Origin of the sequence: Guyparkeria sp., assembly GCF_041687595.1 — a bacterium.
GTDB lineage: Bacteria > Pseudomonadota > Gammaproteobacteria > Halothiobacillales > Halothiobacillaceae > Guyparkeria.
In genome coordinates this window covers 1-13,762 of sequence record NZ_JAWLBP010000020.1, presented here as the reverse complement: position 1 = coordinate 13,762, position 13,762 = coordinate 1, and the positions used below count along the sequence as shown (strand labels likewise).

Here is a 13,762-nt window from a genome sequence, read left to right as displayed (position 1 = left end):
CACCCGGGCCGGCAGGCATTTCGAGGTACCCATGAGTCAGCGGAACACGGACGCGACAACCGAGGAACCGTCCGGCCTGGCCGGGTTCGTTTCGCACCTGGTGGAACTGCGCAACCGACTGGTGAAGTCGGTTGCCGTCGTGTTCGTCCTCTTCGTGGCACTGTTCCCGTTCCGCAACGACCTCTTTCGCCTGCTCTCCGAGCCCCTGTCCCGCTACCTGCCCGAAGACACGGGCATGATCGCGGTACAGGTCGCCTCGACGTTCTTCATCCCGCTGAAGCTCGCCGGCTTCACCGCGCTGTTCATCGCGATCCCGTTCCTGCTCTACCAGCTCTGGGCCTTCATCGCGCCGGGGCTGTACCAGCATGAACGCAAGATGGTCATCCCGCTGGTGTTCTCCAGCACCGTCCTGTTCTACATCGGCGCTGCGTTCGCCTACTTCGCGGTATTCCCGATCGTGTTCGGCTTCCTCGCCGGCACCGGTCCCGCCGAGGTGAGCTACGCACCCGACATCAACGAGTACCTCAGCTTCGTCATCACCCTGTTCTTCGCCTTCGGCTTCGTCTTCGAGGTGCCGGTGGCGGTGGTGCTGCTGATACTGATCGGCGTGGTCACACCCGAACAACTGGCGGAAAAGCGCCGCTACGCGATCCTGGTCGCCTTCATCATCGGCGCAATCTTCACCCCGCCGGACATCCTGTCGCAGTTCATGATGGCGATCCCGGTGTGGTTCCTGTACGAGTTGGGCATCATCATCGGCAGAATGCTGCTCCGCCGACAGGGTGGCCCGCTGATGGCCGGCGACGCCGATGACGAACCTCCGACCGAGCCACCCCCGGGCGGTGGTTCCCCGAAGCCGTCGACGTCCGGTAGCGGGGCGGCGGCCAGCGAAGACACGGCGACACCACGCCGCCACGAGACGGAAAAGGAAGAGGATTTCGATTTCGATCGCGCCTTCGACGAGATCGAGCGGGAACAGCAGTCGCTCGACGAGACGAGGAAGGCCGACGAAACCGACACCGGCCCCGAAGGCGAAAAGGCGGCCGATAAACCCCAAGGCTCCGATCGGAAGAAAGACGACGAGGACGAAAGCGACCGCCCCGGCAACCGCTGATCCGTCGTCTCCGCCGCCGGACTATCGGCAGGCCCCCGATCCAACACGCGCTTCAAGAAGGAATCAGAACCCATGTCGAACATTGCCCCGCGACGCCCCGTCCTGCTGGTGATCATGGACGGCGTCGGCGTCAACCCGAGCCGCAAGCACAACGCCGTCAGCCTGGCCGATACGCCGCGCCTCGACGAGCTGTACGCCAATCATCCGCACACCGTGATCGAGGCCTCGGGCCGCGCCTGCGGCCTGCCCGACGGCCAGATGGGCAACTCCGAGGTCGGCCACCTGACCCTGGGCAGCGGCGCGATCAACCGCCAGGACCTGGTGCGTATCGACGACGCGATCAAGGACGGCAGCTTCTACGAGAACGCCGCCCTGACCCAGGCGATGCAGAAGGCCGCCAGCCAGGGTCGGCCGATCCACCTCATCGGCCTGGTCTCCGACGGCGGCGTGCACAGCCACGTCCGCCACCTGCTGGCAATGATCAAGATGGCGAAGAAGATCGGCGCCCGCCCGCTGATCCACATGATCACCGACGGCCGCGATACCGCGCCGAAATCGGCACTGGGCTACCTCGACCAGATCGAGCCCAAGCTCAAGGACGCCAACGGTGCGATCGCCACCATCAGTGGCCGTTACTACGCCATGGATCGCGACCAGCGCTGGGAGCGCACCGAGGAGGCGTTCAACGCCATCGTCCGCGGCGACGGGCCGCGCTTTGCCAATGCCCGCGAGGCGTTGGCTACCTCCTACGAGGCCGACCAGACCGACGAGTTCGTTCGTCCGGCGGTGCTCGACGGCTTCGAGCCGCTCAACGCCGACGACGCGATGATCTTCTTCAACTTCCGCAACGACCGTCCGCGCCAGCTGACCGAGGCGCTGGGGCAGGCAGAGTTCTCCGGCTTCGATCGCGGCGACTACCAGCCGATCGTGGTGACCTGCCTGACCGAGTACGATCCGCGCTTCCTCTCGCCGATCGGCTTCCCCCCCGAGCGGCCGAAGAACGTGCTCGCCGAGGCGATCAGCCAGGCCGGCATCAAGCAGTTTCATTGCGCCGAGACCGAGAAATACGCCCACGTCACCTTCTTCTTCAACGGCGGCAAGGAAGAGACCTTCGCCGGCGAGGACCGCGTCATGGTGCCCTCGCCCAAGGTGGCCACCTACGACCTGCAGCCGGAGATGAGCGCCCGCGAGGTCGCGGATGCTGCCATCGACGCAGTGCGCGCCAACGAGTACGGCTTCGTGCTGGTCAACTTCGCCAACGGTGACATGGTCGGTCACACCGCGGTGCGCGATGCGGTGATCAAGGCCATGGAAACGGTCGACCTCGAGGTCGGTCGCCTGGTGGATGCGGCCAGCGAACAGGGCTACTCGATCATCCTCACCGCCGACCATGGCAACTGTGACGAGATGCTCGACCCGGTCACCGGTGACCCGCACACGCAACACACCGTCTACCCGGTGCCCTGCATCGTCATCGACGAAAAGCCCGTGCGGCTGCGCACGGGCGGCGGCATCGCGAACATCGCCGCCACGGTGCTCGAGCTGATGGGCTTGCCGCTGCCCAAGAAGATGAAGCGTTCCCTGCTCCTCGGCGGACCGGCCCGGCTCGACTGACGGCCCTCATCGCGCCCCCGTGCTAGGGGGCGCACCGCCCCGAAGGACAAGAACACACACCGAGGCGCACCGTGCGGCTTTCCTTCGCCGCAGCCGCATCGTGATCCCCGCCTATTTCTGACATCCTTCCGACGCGAGGGGTGGCGTTCTCTAAATGTTACGTTATAACATGTCGGATTTGAGCCACTCATCAACCGACAAGAAAGAACCTTCGCCATGGATCGCAAGCACGCACTGCCCACCACCGCGGCCGCCCTGGGGTTCGCCGGCCTGCTGACCGGCACCACCGCCCTGGCCGGGGATACCCTCCCCCTCGACCCGAAACTCTCCGTGACCCTCGACGGCGTCTACTACGACGACAGCATCGACGGCAGCGGGGATGCGATGCTCGGCGAGACCGCCGGCATCTTCGATGCCCACGGACACGGCGACGACCATGACCACGCCGGCCACGAACATGGACTCGAACAGGGCTTCAACCTTCGCCACACCGAGATCACCCTGACCGGTGGGATCGACGCACTCCTGGACGCTCGCCTGAACGTCGCCATTTCCGACGAGGGTGACGTCGAACTGGAGGAGGCCTTCGTCGCCAGCACCGGCCTGCCGGCCGGCCTGCGAGTCAAGGCGGGCAAGTTCTACTCCGGCATCGGCTACACCAACGAGAAGCATCCGCACGACTGGGATTTCGTCGACCAGAACCTCGCCTACCGAACCCTGCTGGGCGATCACGGCCTGTCGGACACCGGCGTGCAGCTGACCTGGCTGCCGGCCTGGGATCACTACACGCTGTTCGGTATCGAGGCCTTCCAGGGCGACAACAACGAGCGCCTGGGCACCGAGGCCGACCACGCCGACGAGCTGCCCGATCGCGACAAGGCCCCGCGCCTGTGGACCGCCTTCGCCAAGTGGTCGCCGGACCTCGGTCACGATCACGCCCTGCAGCTGGGCGCGTCGGCCGCCTTCTTCCGCAGCCACCAGGAACTCCACCACCATGGCGAGCCGGGTGAGCACGGCGTCGACGGCGACGCGCGCCTCTGGGGCCTGGATGCGGTATACAAGTACGACGCCGGTCGGGGCTACGGCCAGGGCGACTGGCGCGTGTCGGCCGAATATCTGATCGCCGAGAAGAACCTCGAGGTCGCGCACCACGCCAGCAATCCGGACGTGATCGGCGAGGCGCGCGACTTCACCGAGGACGGCCTCTACGTTCAAGCGACCTACGGCATCGCGCCGCGCTGGGAACTCGGGCTGCGCTACGACGCGGTCGGCTTCACCAACGAGAAGCGCGGCCCGCGCGTGGCCGTGAATGCCGACTACGACGAGAGCGAACGCTGGACCGCGGCCGCCACTTGGCACATCAGCGAGACCAGCCGCATCCGCGCCCAGGTCGCGCAGGTCAGCGCGGCCTTCGATGACCACCGCGAGGACTACACCCAGTTCTACCTGCAGTACCAGATGACATTCGGTGCGCACGGCGCGCACAATTTCTAGGAAGGGACATCTCTCATGATGCGAAGACTGCTTCTGCTGGCTGCCTGCCTGCTGCCGGCCTCGCTCCACGCGGCGGACCTGCGCGTCGTGGCCACTACCAACAGCATGGGCACCCTCGCCTCGGCGGTGGGCGGCGAGCATATCGACCTGACCGTGCTGGCACCGCCCGACCGTGACGCCCACTTCCTGCAGGCGAAACCCTCGATGATGCGCGACCTGCGCCGGGCCGACCTCGTCATCGCGGTGGGTGCCGAGCTGGAGGCCGGCTGGCTGCCCGTCGCGGTCAAGCGGGCTGCGAACCCGGCCATCCAGCCGGGCCAACCGGGACATTTCGAGGCCGCCGGGCATGTCGATCTGCTCGACGTGGGCGAGTCCGGAGGCGGCCACGTGCACGCCTCGGGCAACCCGCACTTCAACCTCGATCCGCGCCGCATGCGCGCCCTGCTGCCGGCACTGGCCGAGCGGCTGGCTGCCATCGATCCGCCTCATGCCGACAGCTATCGGGCCCATGCCAATGAGGCCGTGGCGCGACTCGACCGGCTGATGCCGGAATGGACCGACCGGGCGAGCGACGCCCCGGGTGCCGTGTTCCACCACGCGGACACGCGCTACCTGATGGATTGGCTCGACCTGCCCGTGCTGGGCTATCTCGAACCCACTCCCGGCGTGCCGCCGACCGCCCGTCACCTGCGCGAGCTGGCCGAATCGCTGGAAGGATCCGACGGGGTGATCATCCATGCCCCTTACTACTCCGGTCGCGGTCCGAGCAAACTCGGTGGCGAACTCGGTTGGCCGGTGGTCCAGCTACACACCGAGCCCGACGCACCCACGCTCGATGCCTGGATCGGGCTGATCGACGCCTGGGTGGACGCACTGTCCCGGCACGATCGAGCGGGAAGCCGTTCAGACTGATGCGGCTCGAACTGATCGACTTGGTCACCGCGCCACCCGGCACGCGCTCGCCGCGCATCGGGCCGGTCAGCCTGTCGCTGGATGTCGGCGAGACCGTGGCGCTGACCGGGCCGAACGGCGCGGGCAAGTCCACCCTGCTCGCCGCCATCACCGGGCACGCCCCTGTCCTCTCGGGCGAATGCCGGATCGCTGCCGGCAGCCGTATCCGGCTGGTCGAACAGGACGCCCGGCCTGACCGGGACCTGCCCGTCAACGGCCATGATTTCCTGGCGCTGGCCGGGGCCGCCCCGCAGCCACCGTTGCCCCTGTCGGGATGGCTGGCCCGACGGCTGGACGAGCTCAGTGGCGGTCAGCGCCAACTGCTGCGCGTCTGGGCCGGGCTCACCGGCCCGGCGGACGTGGTCCTGCTCGACGAGCCCAGCAACAACCTCGACGCCCGGGCACGACACACGCTGTTCAGACTCCTCGACCGGCGACCGGCCGGCCTCGGCCTGCTGGTCGTCAGTCATGATGCGGAACTGGTTTCCCGCTGCGCCCGCCAGGTCGAGATGAGGCCGGCCTGAGATGGACGGTCTGTTCACGCTGCCGTTCTTCACCGGTCTGGCCTTCGCCGTGCTGCTGCCGCTGGTGGGGATATGGCTGCGCCTGCGCGACGAGTGGCTCGCGGCCCTGGCGGTCGCCCATCTCGCCGGCGCTGGCGCCGTGATCGCACTCGGCCTCTCGGCCCCCGCCCTGCTCGGGGCGGCGGGCCTCGCCGTGGCCGGCATGCTGGGCCGGCATTTGCCTGCCTCGGGTCATTCTGCCTACGCGTGGCTGATACTCGCCGGCTGGGCCGTCGTCTTGCTGGTTGCCGCCAACTCGCCGCTGGGCGAGACGCTCGCCCGGCAGCTGGTCGACGGGCAGCTCTATTTCACCGGGCCGGTCGAACTGGCCGCCGCCGTAGTGCTGGCGATCGTCGCGCTGGGGCTCCGCCGTCGGATCGACCGACACGAACTCGCGATGCGCCTGTTGCCGGCCACTTCAGGTAGCGAGGCAAGCCGGCGCCGGCACGTCGGGACGATGATCGACGTGCTGATCGCCGTGGCGCTGGCCGCAGGGACACTCTCGGTCGGCCTGATGGCCACCTTCGCCCTGGTCTTCCTGCCCGCCTGGGCAGGGTTCCACGTTGCGGCCCACTGGCGACAGGCGAGCGCCTGGACCATCGGACTGAGCGTGATCGGCTACCTGCTTGCCTTCGCTACCGCCCTGTTCCTCGACCAACCGTTCGCGCCCGTCCTCGTCGCGACCCTGCTGGCACTGGCCACGGCTACGCGGCTGCTCAGCCGCCGGGCATGCTAATCTCGTCGGGCACGACCGCTCACGTTTTTCCGCGAGCGGCCATGGTTATCGAGGAGCCGGCCCTGTGAACGATTCGTCCCACCATCCGGATACCGCATCACGCCCCGCGCACGAAGAGCAGACACCGCCCGCCTCGGCTCCACCCCCGCGACGCGGCATCGGCTGCCTGGGTGTGACGCTGATCGTGCTCGCTACCATGCTGGTGACGCTGATCGCGGGCGCGATCGTGGTGCGCTACCTGTTGTTCACCGATCATTTCGAACCGGTGACGCTCGACGAGCAGGAACAGGTGATCCTCGACCGGAAGCTCGCCGCGGTCGGCGTCGCCCCCGGGGATCGCCCGGCTCACCCGGATGCCCGGACACGCCCCGATGATTCGACATCCGCCGGGGATCGCTTCGGCACACGCCCCGACGAGTTCGACTCCAGCGGCCGGCTGAAACCCGAACGCTACGGCGAGGCCGACGCCCCGCGCGAGGTGCGCTTCGACGAGCGCGAACTCAACGCCATCATCGCCCGCGACCCCGAAACGGCCCGCCAGCTCGCCCTCGACCTGTCACAGGACCTGGTCAGCGTAAAGCTCCTGATGCCTCTGCCCCCCGATTTCCCGATCATGGGCGGCCAGACGGTCCGGGTCACCGCCGGGGCTCAGGTGCGCCAGACCGTCGGCCCCACCGGCGAACCCCGGCTGTCGGTGATCGTCACCGGCGTCAGCCTGTGGGGCGTCCCGCTGCCCAACGCCTGGATCGGCGGCATCAAGGGCGTGGACCTGGTCGAGCAGTTCGGCGACGACCCCGGTTTCTGGCAGGCCCTGGCCGAAGGCGTCGAGACCGTGCGTGTCGTCGACGGCGAGCTGGTCGTCAAGCTGGCCGAATGACCGGTCGGTGCCGACGACCACACGGGCTGCCAGCCCGCGACGCCCACACACCACCGAGAAGGAGGAATCACGCATGAAGACCGCCCTGATCACAGGCACCAACCGCGGCATCGGCCTGGAGCTCGCCCGCCAGCTGCTCGATGACGGCTGGCGCGTGCACGCCACGGCCCGTGACCCGCAGGGTTCGTCCCAGCTCAAGTCTCTTGCCGGCGAGAACCCGGACAACCTGACGCTGCATGCACTGGACGTGGGCGACCCGGATGCCATCGATGCCCTGTCGCGCGAGCTGGCCGACGAATCGATCGACTGGCTGATCAACAACGCCGGCATCTACGGCCCGCGCGGCGTGGCCTTCGGCAACGTCACCGACGTCGAGGCCTGGCTGGAGGTCTTCCGCATCAACAGTATCGCGCCGATGCTCATCATGCAGGCCTTCGCCGAGCAGGTGGCGCGCAGTGACGAGAAAAAGATCGGCATTCTCTCGAGCAAGGTCGGCTCGATGGGTGACAACGGTTCCGGCGGCGGCTACATCTACCGGTCGAGCAAGGCGGCGGTCAACGCAGTCATCAAGAGCGCCTCGATCGACCTCGAGCCGCGCGGCATCAATGTGGTCGCCCTGCACCCGGGCTGGGTACTTACCGACATGGGCGGGCCCAACGCCGAGATCAGCACCGCCCAGAGCGCCGAGGGGTTGCGCCGCAACATGGCCGGACTGACCGAGGCGGATCGCGGGCGGTTCATCGACATCGACGGTACGACGATTCCCTGGTAGGGAAACAGCCGGCAGCCCGCCTCGCCGGCGGGCGACATGCAGGGCTTGTGGCAATAAACGGGAATGGTTATCGTTACCATCCGCATTGCCAGACCGCAGGGAGAAAGGCCATGCAGCTACTGCACCACTACGGGGAGACGGCCGACCAGCTTGCCGTCGTCTCCACGGATGGCGAGCGGGAGATCGCCCGGTTCCGCTACGAGGAACTCGACGGCCTCATCGCCGACGGCAAGCTCTCGACTGCCGAACTGTTCGATCGCCAGCCGGACGGCCGAGCTGCCCTGTGTCGGCGGCTGGCCCTGCTCGCCTGCGCCCGGGCATGCCGCCACGGCATGGCCTGCCTGGCATTCGATTGTCCGCATCACCCGGCGTATCGGCCCGGCACTCCCGTGACCCCCGACCGTAGCCGCAGCAAATGAACCATATTGGTGCATTATGAATGTCGCACGCACACCTAGGGTGCAGGCGCGAGATACATCCGACCCTCCCGCCCACGTTCTGCTTTCGGGAGGATGCAGCACCGTCACCGGACCGGACCGGCACTCGCCACGTGATATCAGCAACTTGCCGAAGGGCAGCGAGCCGGTTGCTCCCGGGGCACCTCACACCACCTCACGAGACCCGCGACCCTCAAACCCGGCACGGTTCCTGCTTTAGTTGCACCAGACCGGGCTTGAGCGGATCATGTCGGCAACTGTCGAGCGATTACCCGCCCGTCGCATTCGAGATTTATCGTTACCGGAGGATTCCATGTCCAACGCGACCAACAAAGTCATGACCATGATGGAAGAAAACGGCGTCAAGTTCGTCGACTTCCGCTTCACCGACACGCTGGGCAAGCAGCAGCACGTCACCTACCCGGCAAGCCAGATCGACGAGGACAGCTTCGAGGACGGCGTGATGTTCGACGGCTCCTCGATCGCCGGCTGGAAGGGCATCAACGCCTCGGACATGATCCTCATGCCGGACCCGGAGTCGGCCAACATCGATCCGTTCTCCGAGGAAACCACCCTGATCGTGATCTGCGACATCATCGAGCCGGACACCATGCAGGGTTACAACCGTGACCCGCGCTCGGTCGCCCGCCGCGCCGAGGCCTACATCCAGTCGTCCGGCCTGGCCGACGCGGCGCTGTTCGGCCCGGAGAACGAGTTCTTCGTCTTCGACGACGTGCGCTGGGGCGCCGACCTGTCCGGCTCGTTCGTCAAGGTCGACTCCAAGGAAGCGGTCTGGAACGCCGAGCGCGTCTACGACGACGGCAACATGGGTCACCGCCCGGGCCTGAAGGGTGGCTACTTCCCGGTTCCGCCGGTCGACTCCCTGCACGACCTCCGCCAGGCGATGTGCCTGGTGCTCGAGGAGATGGGCCAGGAGGTCGAGGTACACCACCACGAGGTCGCTACCGCCGGCCAGTGCGAGATCGGCGTCGCGTTCAACACGCTGGTCAAGAAGGCCGACGAGGTGCAGGACCTCAAGTACGTGATCCACAACGTGGCCCACGCCTACGGCAAGACCGTCACCTTCATGCCCAAGCCGATCGTCGGCGACAACGGGTCGGGCATGCACGTCCACCAGTCGATGACCAAGGACGGCAAGAACATCTTCTCCGGCGACGGCTACGCGGGCCTCTCCGAGACGGCGCTGTACTACATCGGCGGCATCATCAAGCACGCCCGTGCGCTCAACGCCTTCTGCAACCCGTCGACCAACAGCTACAAGCGCCTGGTCCCGGGCTTCGAGGCACCGGTCAAGCTGGCCTACTCCAGCCGCAACCGCTCGGCCTCCATCCGGATCCCGTTCGTCGCCAACCCGAAGGCGCGCCGCGTCGAGCTGCGCTTCCCGGACTCCACCGCCAACCCGTACCTGGCGTTCGCGGCGATGCTGATGGCCGGCATCGACGGCATCCAGAACAAGATCCACCCGGGCGAGGCGGCGAGCAAGAACCTCTACGACCTGCCGCCGGAAGAGGAGAAGAACATCCCCGAGGTGGCCTTCTCCCTGGACGAGGCGCTGCGCGCGCTGGACGAGGACCGCGAGTTCCTCACCCGCGGCGACGTCTTCAGCGACGACCTGATCGACGCTTACATCGAGCTCAAGGAGGAGGAGGTCCAGCGCCTGCGCATGACCACCCACCCGGTCGAGTTCGACATGTACTACAGCCTGTAAGGCTGGCACCCCGGCCGGGCCTCCCCGCCCGGCAGCCGAGAACGCGAACGCCCCGTCATTCTGGCGGGGCGTTCTTCATGTCGGAAGAGGTTCCGGTCAGTCGTCCTTGTCCCCGGGAAGCCCCTTCGGGCCGAGCTCTTCCTTCATCCGCTTCTGGAATTCCCGAACCTGCGCCCGCGCCTGCTCCTCGCTGACGCCGTACCGGGCCTGGATCTTGCCGATCAGCTCGTCCTTCTTGCCCTCGAGCACCGCGAACTCGTCGCCGGTGATGCGCCCCCAGTACTCCTCGGCATGACCGATGAACGAGCGCCAGTTGCCTGCAATGTGATCCCAGTTCATTTGAACCTCTCCGGTCATTGTTCGACTCACGGACTAGTCTAGTCGAATGACTCGGGGCCATCCGGCCATTACAATGCCGACCCGACCGATTCAGCGCAGGGATCCCACACATGCTACCCGAAACCTTTTTCCGCGCCCTGAGCGACGCCACCCGACTGCGCTCCCTGATGCTGCTGCAGAGCGAAGGCGAGCTGTGCGTCTGCGAACTGACCGCTGCTCTCGACGTGAGCCAGCCGAAGATCTCGCGACACCTCGCCCAGTTGCGCGACATCGGCATTACCAAGGTGCGCCGCGAGGGCACCTGGGTGTTCTACCGGATCAGCGACGACCTGCCCGCGTGGGCCGCCCGCGTGCTCGAGGAAACCTTCGAGGGCACCCGGCACACCGGCCAGTTTCACGAAGACCAGCAGCGACTCACCGGCATGGCCGGCCGCCCGCCGCGGGCCTGCTGCCCCTAACCCTCCCGCCGACGCCCGGACTTCCGGGCTCGCCACCAAGCCAATTAACGCATCGATCGGGTCCCGCCCCGACCTCCGGCCGTCACGCCCCCACCACAGGGAACCTTTCCTGACAGGCCTGTCTATCAGGTATAAACTGAATTTATTAATAATCAACGACCCGATCGGAGGTTCCCGATGGCAAACGACACCCGTCCCGCATCCCCCCTGAAGCATCTTGGCCTGATGACGCTGCTGGAAGGTGGCTCGCTGATCGCCCTGGTGGCTATCGCCATGCCGCTGAAGTACATGGCCGGCCTGCCCGAGGCCGTCAGCGCCGTGGGACCGGTACACGGGGTGCTCTATCTCTGGACGATGGCCGTGCTCGCCATCACGCTCTATCGCCGGCTGCTGCCGGTCCACCACGGGGCCGTGGTCGCGATCGCGGCACTGATTCCCTTCGGCGGCCTTGTCTCGCACCGGCTGGTCCGTCGTCGCCTCCAGACCTCGGACTAAGCGCCGCCGCAGTCATCACGACATCAGCGTGACGATGGCAGGGCCGCGCCAGCCCGGAGAGTGTCCCTAGCGACGCAATTCCACGGGAATGGGGAAGACCATGTTCTCGACCACGGCGGGCTCGCGCTCCTCGAGCGTGGCCTTGCACTCGAGCTTGAGGCGCTCGATTACCTGCTGGACGAGGATCTCGGGGGCCGAGGCGCCGGCGGTCACGCCCACCCGGCTGCAGTCGCAGAACCAGGCCGGGTCGATGTCGGCCGCATCGTCGATCAGGTGGGCGGGCGTGCCGGACTGTTCGGCGAGCTCGCGCAGGCGGTTGGAGTTGGAGCTGGTCTTCGAGCCGACCACGAGCACCACGTCGCAGTTCTCCGCCAGCTCGCGCACGGCATCCTGGCGGTTCTGGGTGGCGTAGCAGATGTCGTCCTTGCGCGGCCCTTCGATGTGAGGGAAACGCGCCTGCAGCGCGCCGATGATCGCGCGGGTCTCGTCGACCGAGAGGGTGGTCTGGGTGGCCCAGGCCAGCCCCTCGGGGTTGTCGATCTCCAGGCCTTCCACATCGGCGATCTTCTCCACCAGGTGGATCCGGCCGCCGAAGGCCGGGTCGAAGTGCCCCATGGTGCCCTCGACTTCCGGGTGCCCCGCGTGGCCGATCAGCACCACGTCGCGCCCGGCTCGGGAGTGCCGGGCGACCTCCATGTGCACCTTGGTCACCAGCGGGCAGGTGGCGTCGAACACGGTCAGGCCACGTTCGGCAGCCGTGTCCTGGATGGCCTTCGAGACACCGTGGGCAGAGAAGATCAGGGTGGCCCCGTCCGGCACGTCGGCCAGGTCCTCGATGAAGATCGCGCCCTTTTCGCGCAGGTTGTCGACGATGTAGCGATTGTGGACGATCTCGTGGCGCACGTAGATGGGCGCACCGAAGGAGTCGAGCGCCCGGTCGACGATCTCCACCGCCCGGTCGACCCCGGCGCAGAAGCCACGCGGGTTGGCCAGCTGAATCTTCATGACATCTCCCCCTTCAGGGCCGGCGAGTCGGCCGGCGCCGGCTGCCCGTCAATGGCCATCACCCGGACGATGAACTGGATGTTCTGCCCGGCCAGCGGATGGTTGAAATCCACCGTCACGGCATCCTCGGTGACGGCCGTCACGGTGCCCGGCACCGACTCGCCGTTGGGCAGGTCGAACTCGATCACCAGTTGCGGCTGGAGGTTCATGTCCTCCGGGAACCGGCCCCGCGGCATGGTGTGCACGTTGCCGGGGTCCGGCATGCCGAAGGCGTACTGCGGCGTAAGCAGGATGCGGGTGTACTCGCCCAGCGGCAGGCCCACCAGTGCCTCCTCGAGGCGCGGCTCGAAGGCACCGGCGCCCAGCCTGACGGTGAACGGCTCGTCGTCGAAGGTGCTGTCGACCACCCGGTCGTCCGGCAGGCGGATCTCGTAGTGGAAGGTCACCTCGGAATCCTTTTCCACGGTCGGCAGGTCGGACTTGTCGGCGTCACTCATCGGATACGCTCTCTCGGCCAGCGGGCCGCAATTCGGCCCAGATGATCAGTGCCACGCCGATGGTAATGGCCGCATCGGCGATGTTGAAGGCCGGCCAGTGCCAGCCGGCCACGTGGAAATCGAGGAAATCGACCACGTGGCCGTAGAGGACCCGGTCGATCACGTTGCCCACCGCCCCGCCGATCACCAGCGTGATCCCCGCCTTGACGCGCCCGTCCCGGATCGCGACGAACGCCAGCCACGCCAGCAACGCGGCCGTGATCACCACGGCCAGGAAGACGAAGAACCAGCGCTGCCAGCCGTCGTGATCGGCGAGGAACGAGAAGGCCGCCCCGGTGTTGTACAGCAGGGTGAAGCTGAAGAACGGCAGCACCTCCACCGGTCGGGCGTAGTCGAGCCCGACAAGTGCACCCCACTTGGTCAGCTGGTCGGCGACCAGCACCCCGAGAGACAACCAGAGCCAGCGAAGGTTCGCGCGGGGCATGCGGGTGTCCATCAGACGAAGCGGCGGGTTTCGCCGTCACCCTCGATGTTCTCGATGCAGCGCCCGCAGAGCGTGGGGTGCGCGGCGTGCGTGCCCACGTCCGGGCGGAAGTGCCAGCAGCGCTCGCACTTCTCCGCCTCGGCCGGGGCGATGCGCACGGCCAGCTCGCCCACGCCCTCGATCGACTCGGCCTCGAC

Annotated in this window: 17 protein-coding genes; 12 read left to right on the top strand and 5 right to left on the bottom strand. The window is 67.1% G+C overall.

All coding sequences use genetic code 11. The features are described 5' to 3' along the window. Nucleotides 1-31 precede the first annotated feature (31 nt). The 10 genes from tatC (at nt 32) to glnA (ending at nt 10,287) form a co-directional block, all read left to right on the top strand. Nucleotides 32-1,114: a twin-arginine translocase subunit TatC gene (tatC, locus tag ACESL5_RS04790; protein WP_372591648.1), complete on the top strand. Its 1,083-nt coding sequence runs from the start codon at nt 32-34 to the stop codon at nt 1,112-1,114. Nucleotides 1,115-1,186: 72 nt separating this feature from the next. Continuing rightward, nucleotides 1,187-2,728: a 2,3-bisphosphoglycerate-independent phosphoglycerate mutase gene (gene gpmI, locus ACESL5_RS04785; protein ID WP_372591647.1), complete on the top strand. Its 1,542-nt coding sequence runs from the start codon at nt 1,187-1,189 to the stop codon at nt 2,726-2,728. 216 nt (nt 2,729-2,944) lie between these two features. Then, nucleotides 2,945-4,222, top strand: coding sequence for a porin (locus ACESL5_RS04780; protein ID WP_372591646.1), 1,278 nt, complete (start codon nt 2,945-2,947; stop codon nt 4,220-4,222). A 15-nt stretch (nt 4,223-4,237) separates the two neighbouring features. Beyond that, a complete protein-coding gene (locus ACESL5_RS04775; RefSeq protein WP_372591645.1) occupies nt 4,238-5,134 on the top strand; it encodes a metal ABC transporter substrate-binding protein in 897 nt (298 codons plus the stop codon). Beyond that, nucleotides 5,134-5,697: an ATP-binding cassette domain-containing protein gene (locus ACESL5_RS04770; protein ID WP_372591644.1), complete on the top strand. Its 564-nt coding sequence runs from the start codon at nt 5,134-5,136 to the stop codon at nt 5,695-5,697. Before ACESL5_RS04775 ends, ACESL5_RS04770 begins: the two co-directional genes overlap by 1 nt. Nucleotide 5,698: 1 nt before the next feature. Beyond that, nucleotides 5,699-6,472, top strand: a complete 774-nt coding sequence (locus ACESL5_RS04765; RefSeq protein ID WP_372591643.1) for an ABC transporter — start codon at nt 5,699-5,701, stop codon at nt 6,470-6,472. Nucleotides 6,473-6,536: 64 nt separating this feature from the next. Then, nucleotides 6,537-7,349, top strand: a complete 813-nt coding sequence (locus ACESL5_RS04760) for a hypothetical protein (RefSeq protein WP_372591642.1) — start codon at nt 6,537-6,539, stop codon at nt 7,347-7,349. Between the two features lie 73 nt (nt 7,350-7,422). After that, nucleotides 7,423-8,121, top strand: a complete 699-nt coding sequence (locus ACESL5_RS04755; RefSeq protein ID WP_372591641.1) for an SDR family oxidoreductase — start codon at nt 7,423-7,425, stop codon at nt 8,119-8,121. Between the two features lie 110 nt (nt 8,122-8,231). Then, nucleotides 8,232-8,540: a hypothetical protein gene (locus ACESL5_RS04750; protein WP_372591640.1), complete on the top strand. Its 309-nt coding sequence runs from the start codon at nt 8,232-8,234 to the stop codon at nt 8,538-8,540. Between the two features lie 355 nt (nt 8,541-8,895). Beyond that, nucleotides 8,896-10,287 (top strand): glutamate--ammonia ligase, encoded by a 1,392-nt coding sequence (gene glnA / locus ACESL5_RS04745; protein ID WP_372591669.1) that lies wholly within the window; start codon nt 8,896-8,898, stop codon nt 10,285-10,287. A 96-nt stretch (nt 10,288-10,383) separates the two neighbouring features. Here the strand turns inward: glnA and ACESL5_RS04740 are convergent, their stop codons facing one another. Next, on the bottom strand, nt 10,384-10,626 hold the full coding sequence (locus ACESL5_RS04740) for a PqqD family peptide modification chaperone (protein ID WP_372591639.1): 243 nt from the start codon (nt 10,624-10,626) through the stop codon (nt 10,384-10,386). A 110-nt stretch (nt 10,627-10,736) separates the two neighbouring features. On the opposite strand from ACESL5_RS04740, the gene ACESL5_RS04735 reads away from it, so the two are divergent. Then, entirely contained in the window at nt 10,737-11,084 is a 348-nt protein-coding gene (locus tag ACESL5_RS04735; protein ID WP_372591638.1) for a metalloregulator ArsR/SmtB family transcription factor, read from the top strand. A gap of 177 nt (nt 11,085-11,261) precedes the next feature. Then, on the top strand, nt 11,262-11,579 hold the full coding sequence (locus ACESL5_RS04730; RefSeq protein WP_372591637.1) for a DUF3817 domain-containing protein: 318 nt from the start codon (nt 11,262-11,264) through the stop codon (nt 11,577-11,579). A 66-nt stretch (nt 11,580-11,645) separates the two neighbouring features. Here the strand turns inward: ACESL5_RS04730 and ispH are convergent, their stop codons facing one another. The 4 genes from ispH to ACESL5_RS04710 all read right to left on the bottom strand — a co-directional run. Continuing rightward, nucleotides 11,646-12,584 carry a 4-hydroxy-3-methylbut-2-enyl diphosphate reductase gene (ispH, locus tag ACESL5_RS04725; RefSeq protein WP_372591636.1) on the bottom strand — a complete coding sequence of 313 codons (939 nt, stop codon included), beginning with the start codon at nt 12,582-12,584 and terminating at the stop codon, nt 11,646-11,648. Further along, a complete protein-coding gene (locus ACESL5_RS04720) occupies nt 12,581-13,081 on the bottom strand; it encodes a peptidylprolyl isomerase (RefSeq protein WP_372591635.1) in 501 nt (166 codons plus the stop codon). The genes ispH and ACESL5_RS04720 overlap by 4 nt, the downstream gene beginning before the upstream one ends. Further along, nucleotides 13,074-13,565, bottom strand: a complete 492-nt coding sequence (lspA, locus tag ACESL5_RS04715) for a signal peptidase II (protein ID WP_372591634.1) — start codon at nt 13,563-13,565, stop codon at nt 13,074-13,076. The genes ACESL5_RS04720 and lspA overlap by 8 nt, the downstream gene beginning before the upstream one ends. An 11-nt stretch (nt 13,566-13,576) precedes the next feature. Further along, nucleotides 13,577-13,762, bottom strand: a 186-nt coding sequence (locus ACESL5_RS04710; protein ID WP_372591633.1) for a zinc finger domain-containing protein, incomplete at its 5' end; no start/stop codon positions are given.

What these genes read in the sequence shown, in the direction of transcription:
- ACESL5_RS04735 (WP_372591638.1), top strand. Translation starts at nt 10,737, where the DNA reads ATGCTACCCGAAACCTTTTTCCGCGCCCTGAGCGACGCCACCCGACTG.
- ACESL5_RS04720 (WP_372591635.1), bottom strand. Translation starts at nt 13,081, where the DNA reads ATGAGTGACGCCGACAAGTCCGACCTGCCGACCGTGGAAAAGGATTCC.
- ACESL5_RS04730 (WP_372591637.1), top strand. Translation starts at nt 11,262, where the DNA reads ATGGCAAACGACACCCGTCCCGCATCCCCCCTGAAGCATCTTGGCCTG.
- ACESL5_RS04770 (WP_372591644.1), top strand. Translation starts at nt 5,134, where the DNA reads ATGCGGCTCGAACTGATCGACTTGGTCACCGCGCCACCCGGCACGCGC.
- lspA (WP_372591634.1), bottom strand. Translation starts at nt 13,565, where the DNA reads ATGCCCCGCGCGAACCTTCGCTGGCTCTGGTTGTCTCTCGGGGTGCTG.
- ACESL5_RS04750 (WP_372591640.1), top strand. Translation starts at nt 8,232, where the DNA reads ATGCAGCTACTGCACCACTACGGGGAGACGGCCGACCAGCTTGCCGTC.
- gpmI (WP_372591647.1), top strand. Translation starts at nt 1,187, where the DNA reads ATGTCGAACATTGCCCCGCGACGCCCCGTCCTGCTGGTGATCATGGAC.
- ACESL5_RS04740 (WP_372591639.1), bottom strand. Translation starts at nt 10,626, where the DNA reads ATGAACTGGGATCACATTGCAGGCAACTGGCGCTCGTTCATCGGTCAT.
- tatC (WP_372591648.1), top strand. Translation starts at nt 32, where the DNA reads ATGAGTCAGCGGAACACGGACGCGACAACCGAGGAACCGTCCGGCCTG.
- ispH (WP_372591636.1), bottom strand. Translation starts at nt 12,584, where the DNA reads ATGAAGATTCAGCTGGCCAACCCGCGTGGCTTCTGCGCCGGGGTCGAC.
- glnA (WP_372591669.1), top strand. Translation starts at nt 8,896, where the DNA reads ATGACCATGATGGAAGAAAACGGCGTCAAGTTCGTCGACTTCCGCTTC.
- ACESL5_RS04755 (WP_372591641.1), top strand. Translation starts at nt 7,423, where the DNA reads ATGAAGACCGCCCTGATCACAGGCACCAACCGCGGCATCGGCCTGGAG.
- ACESL5_RS04765 (WP_372591643.1), top strand. Translation starts at nt 5,699, where the DNA reads ATGGACGGTCTGTTCACGCTGCCGTTCTTCACCGGTCTGGCCTTCGCC.
- ACESL5_RS04775 (WP_372591645.1), top strand. Translation starts at nt 4,238, where the DNA reads ATGATGCGAAGACTGCTTCTGCTGGCTGCCTGCCTGCTGCCGGCCTCG.
- ACESL5_RS04780 (WP_372591646.1), top strand. Translation starts at nt 2,945, where the DNA reads ATGGATCGCAAGCACGCACTGCCCACCACCGCGGCCGCCCTGGGGTTC.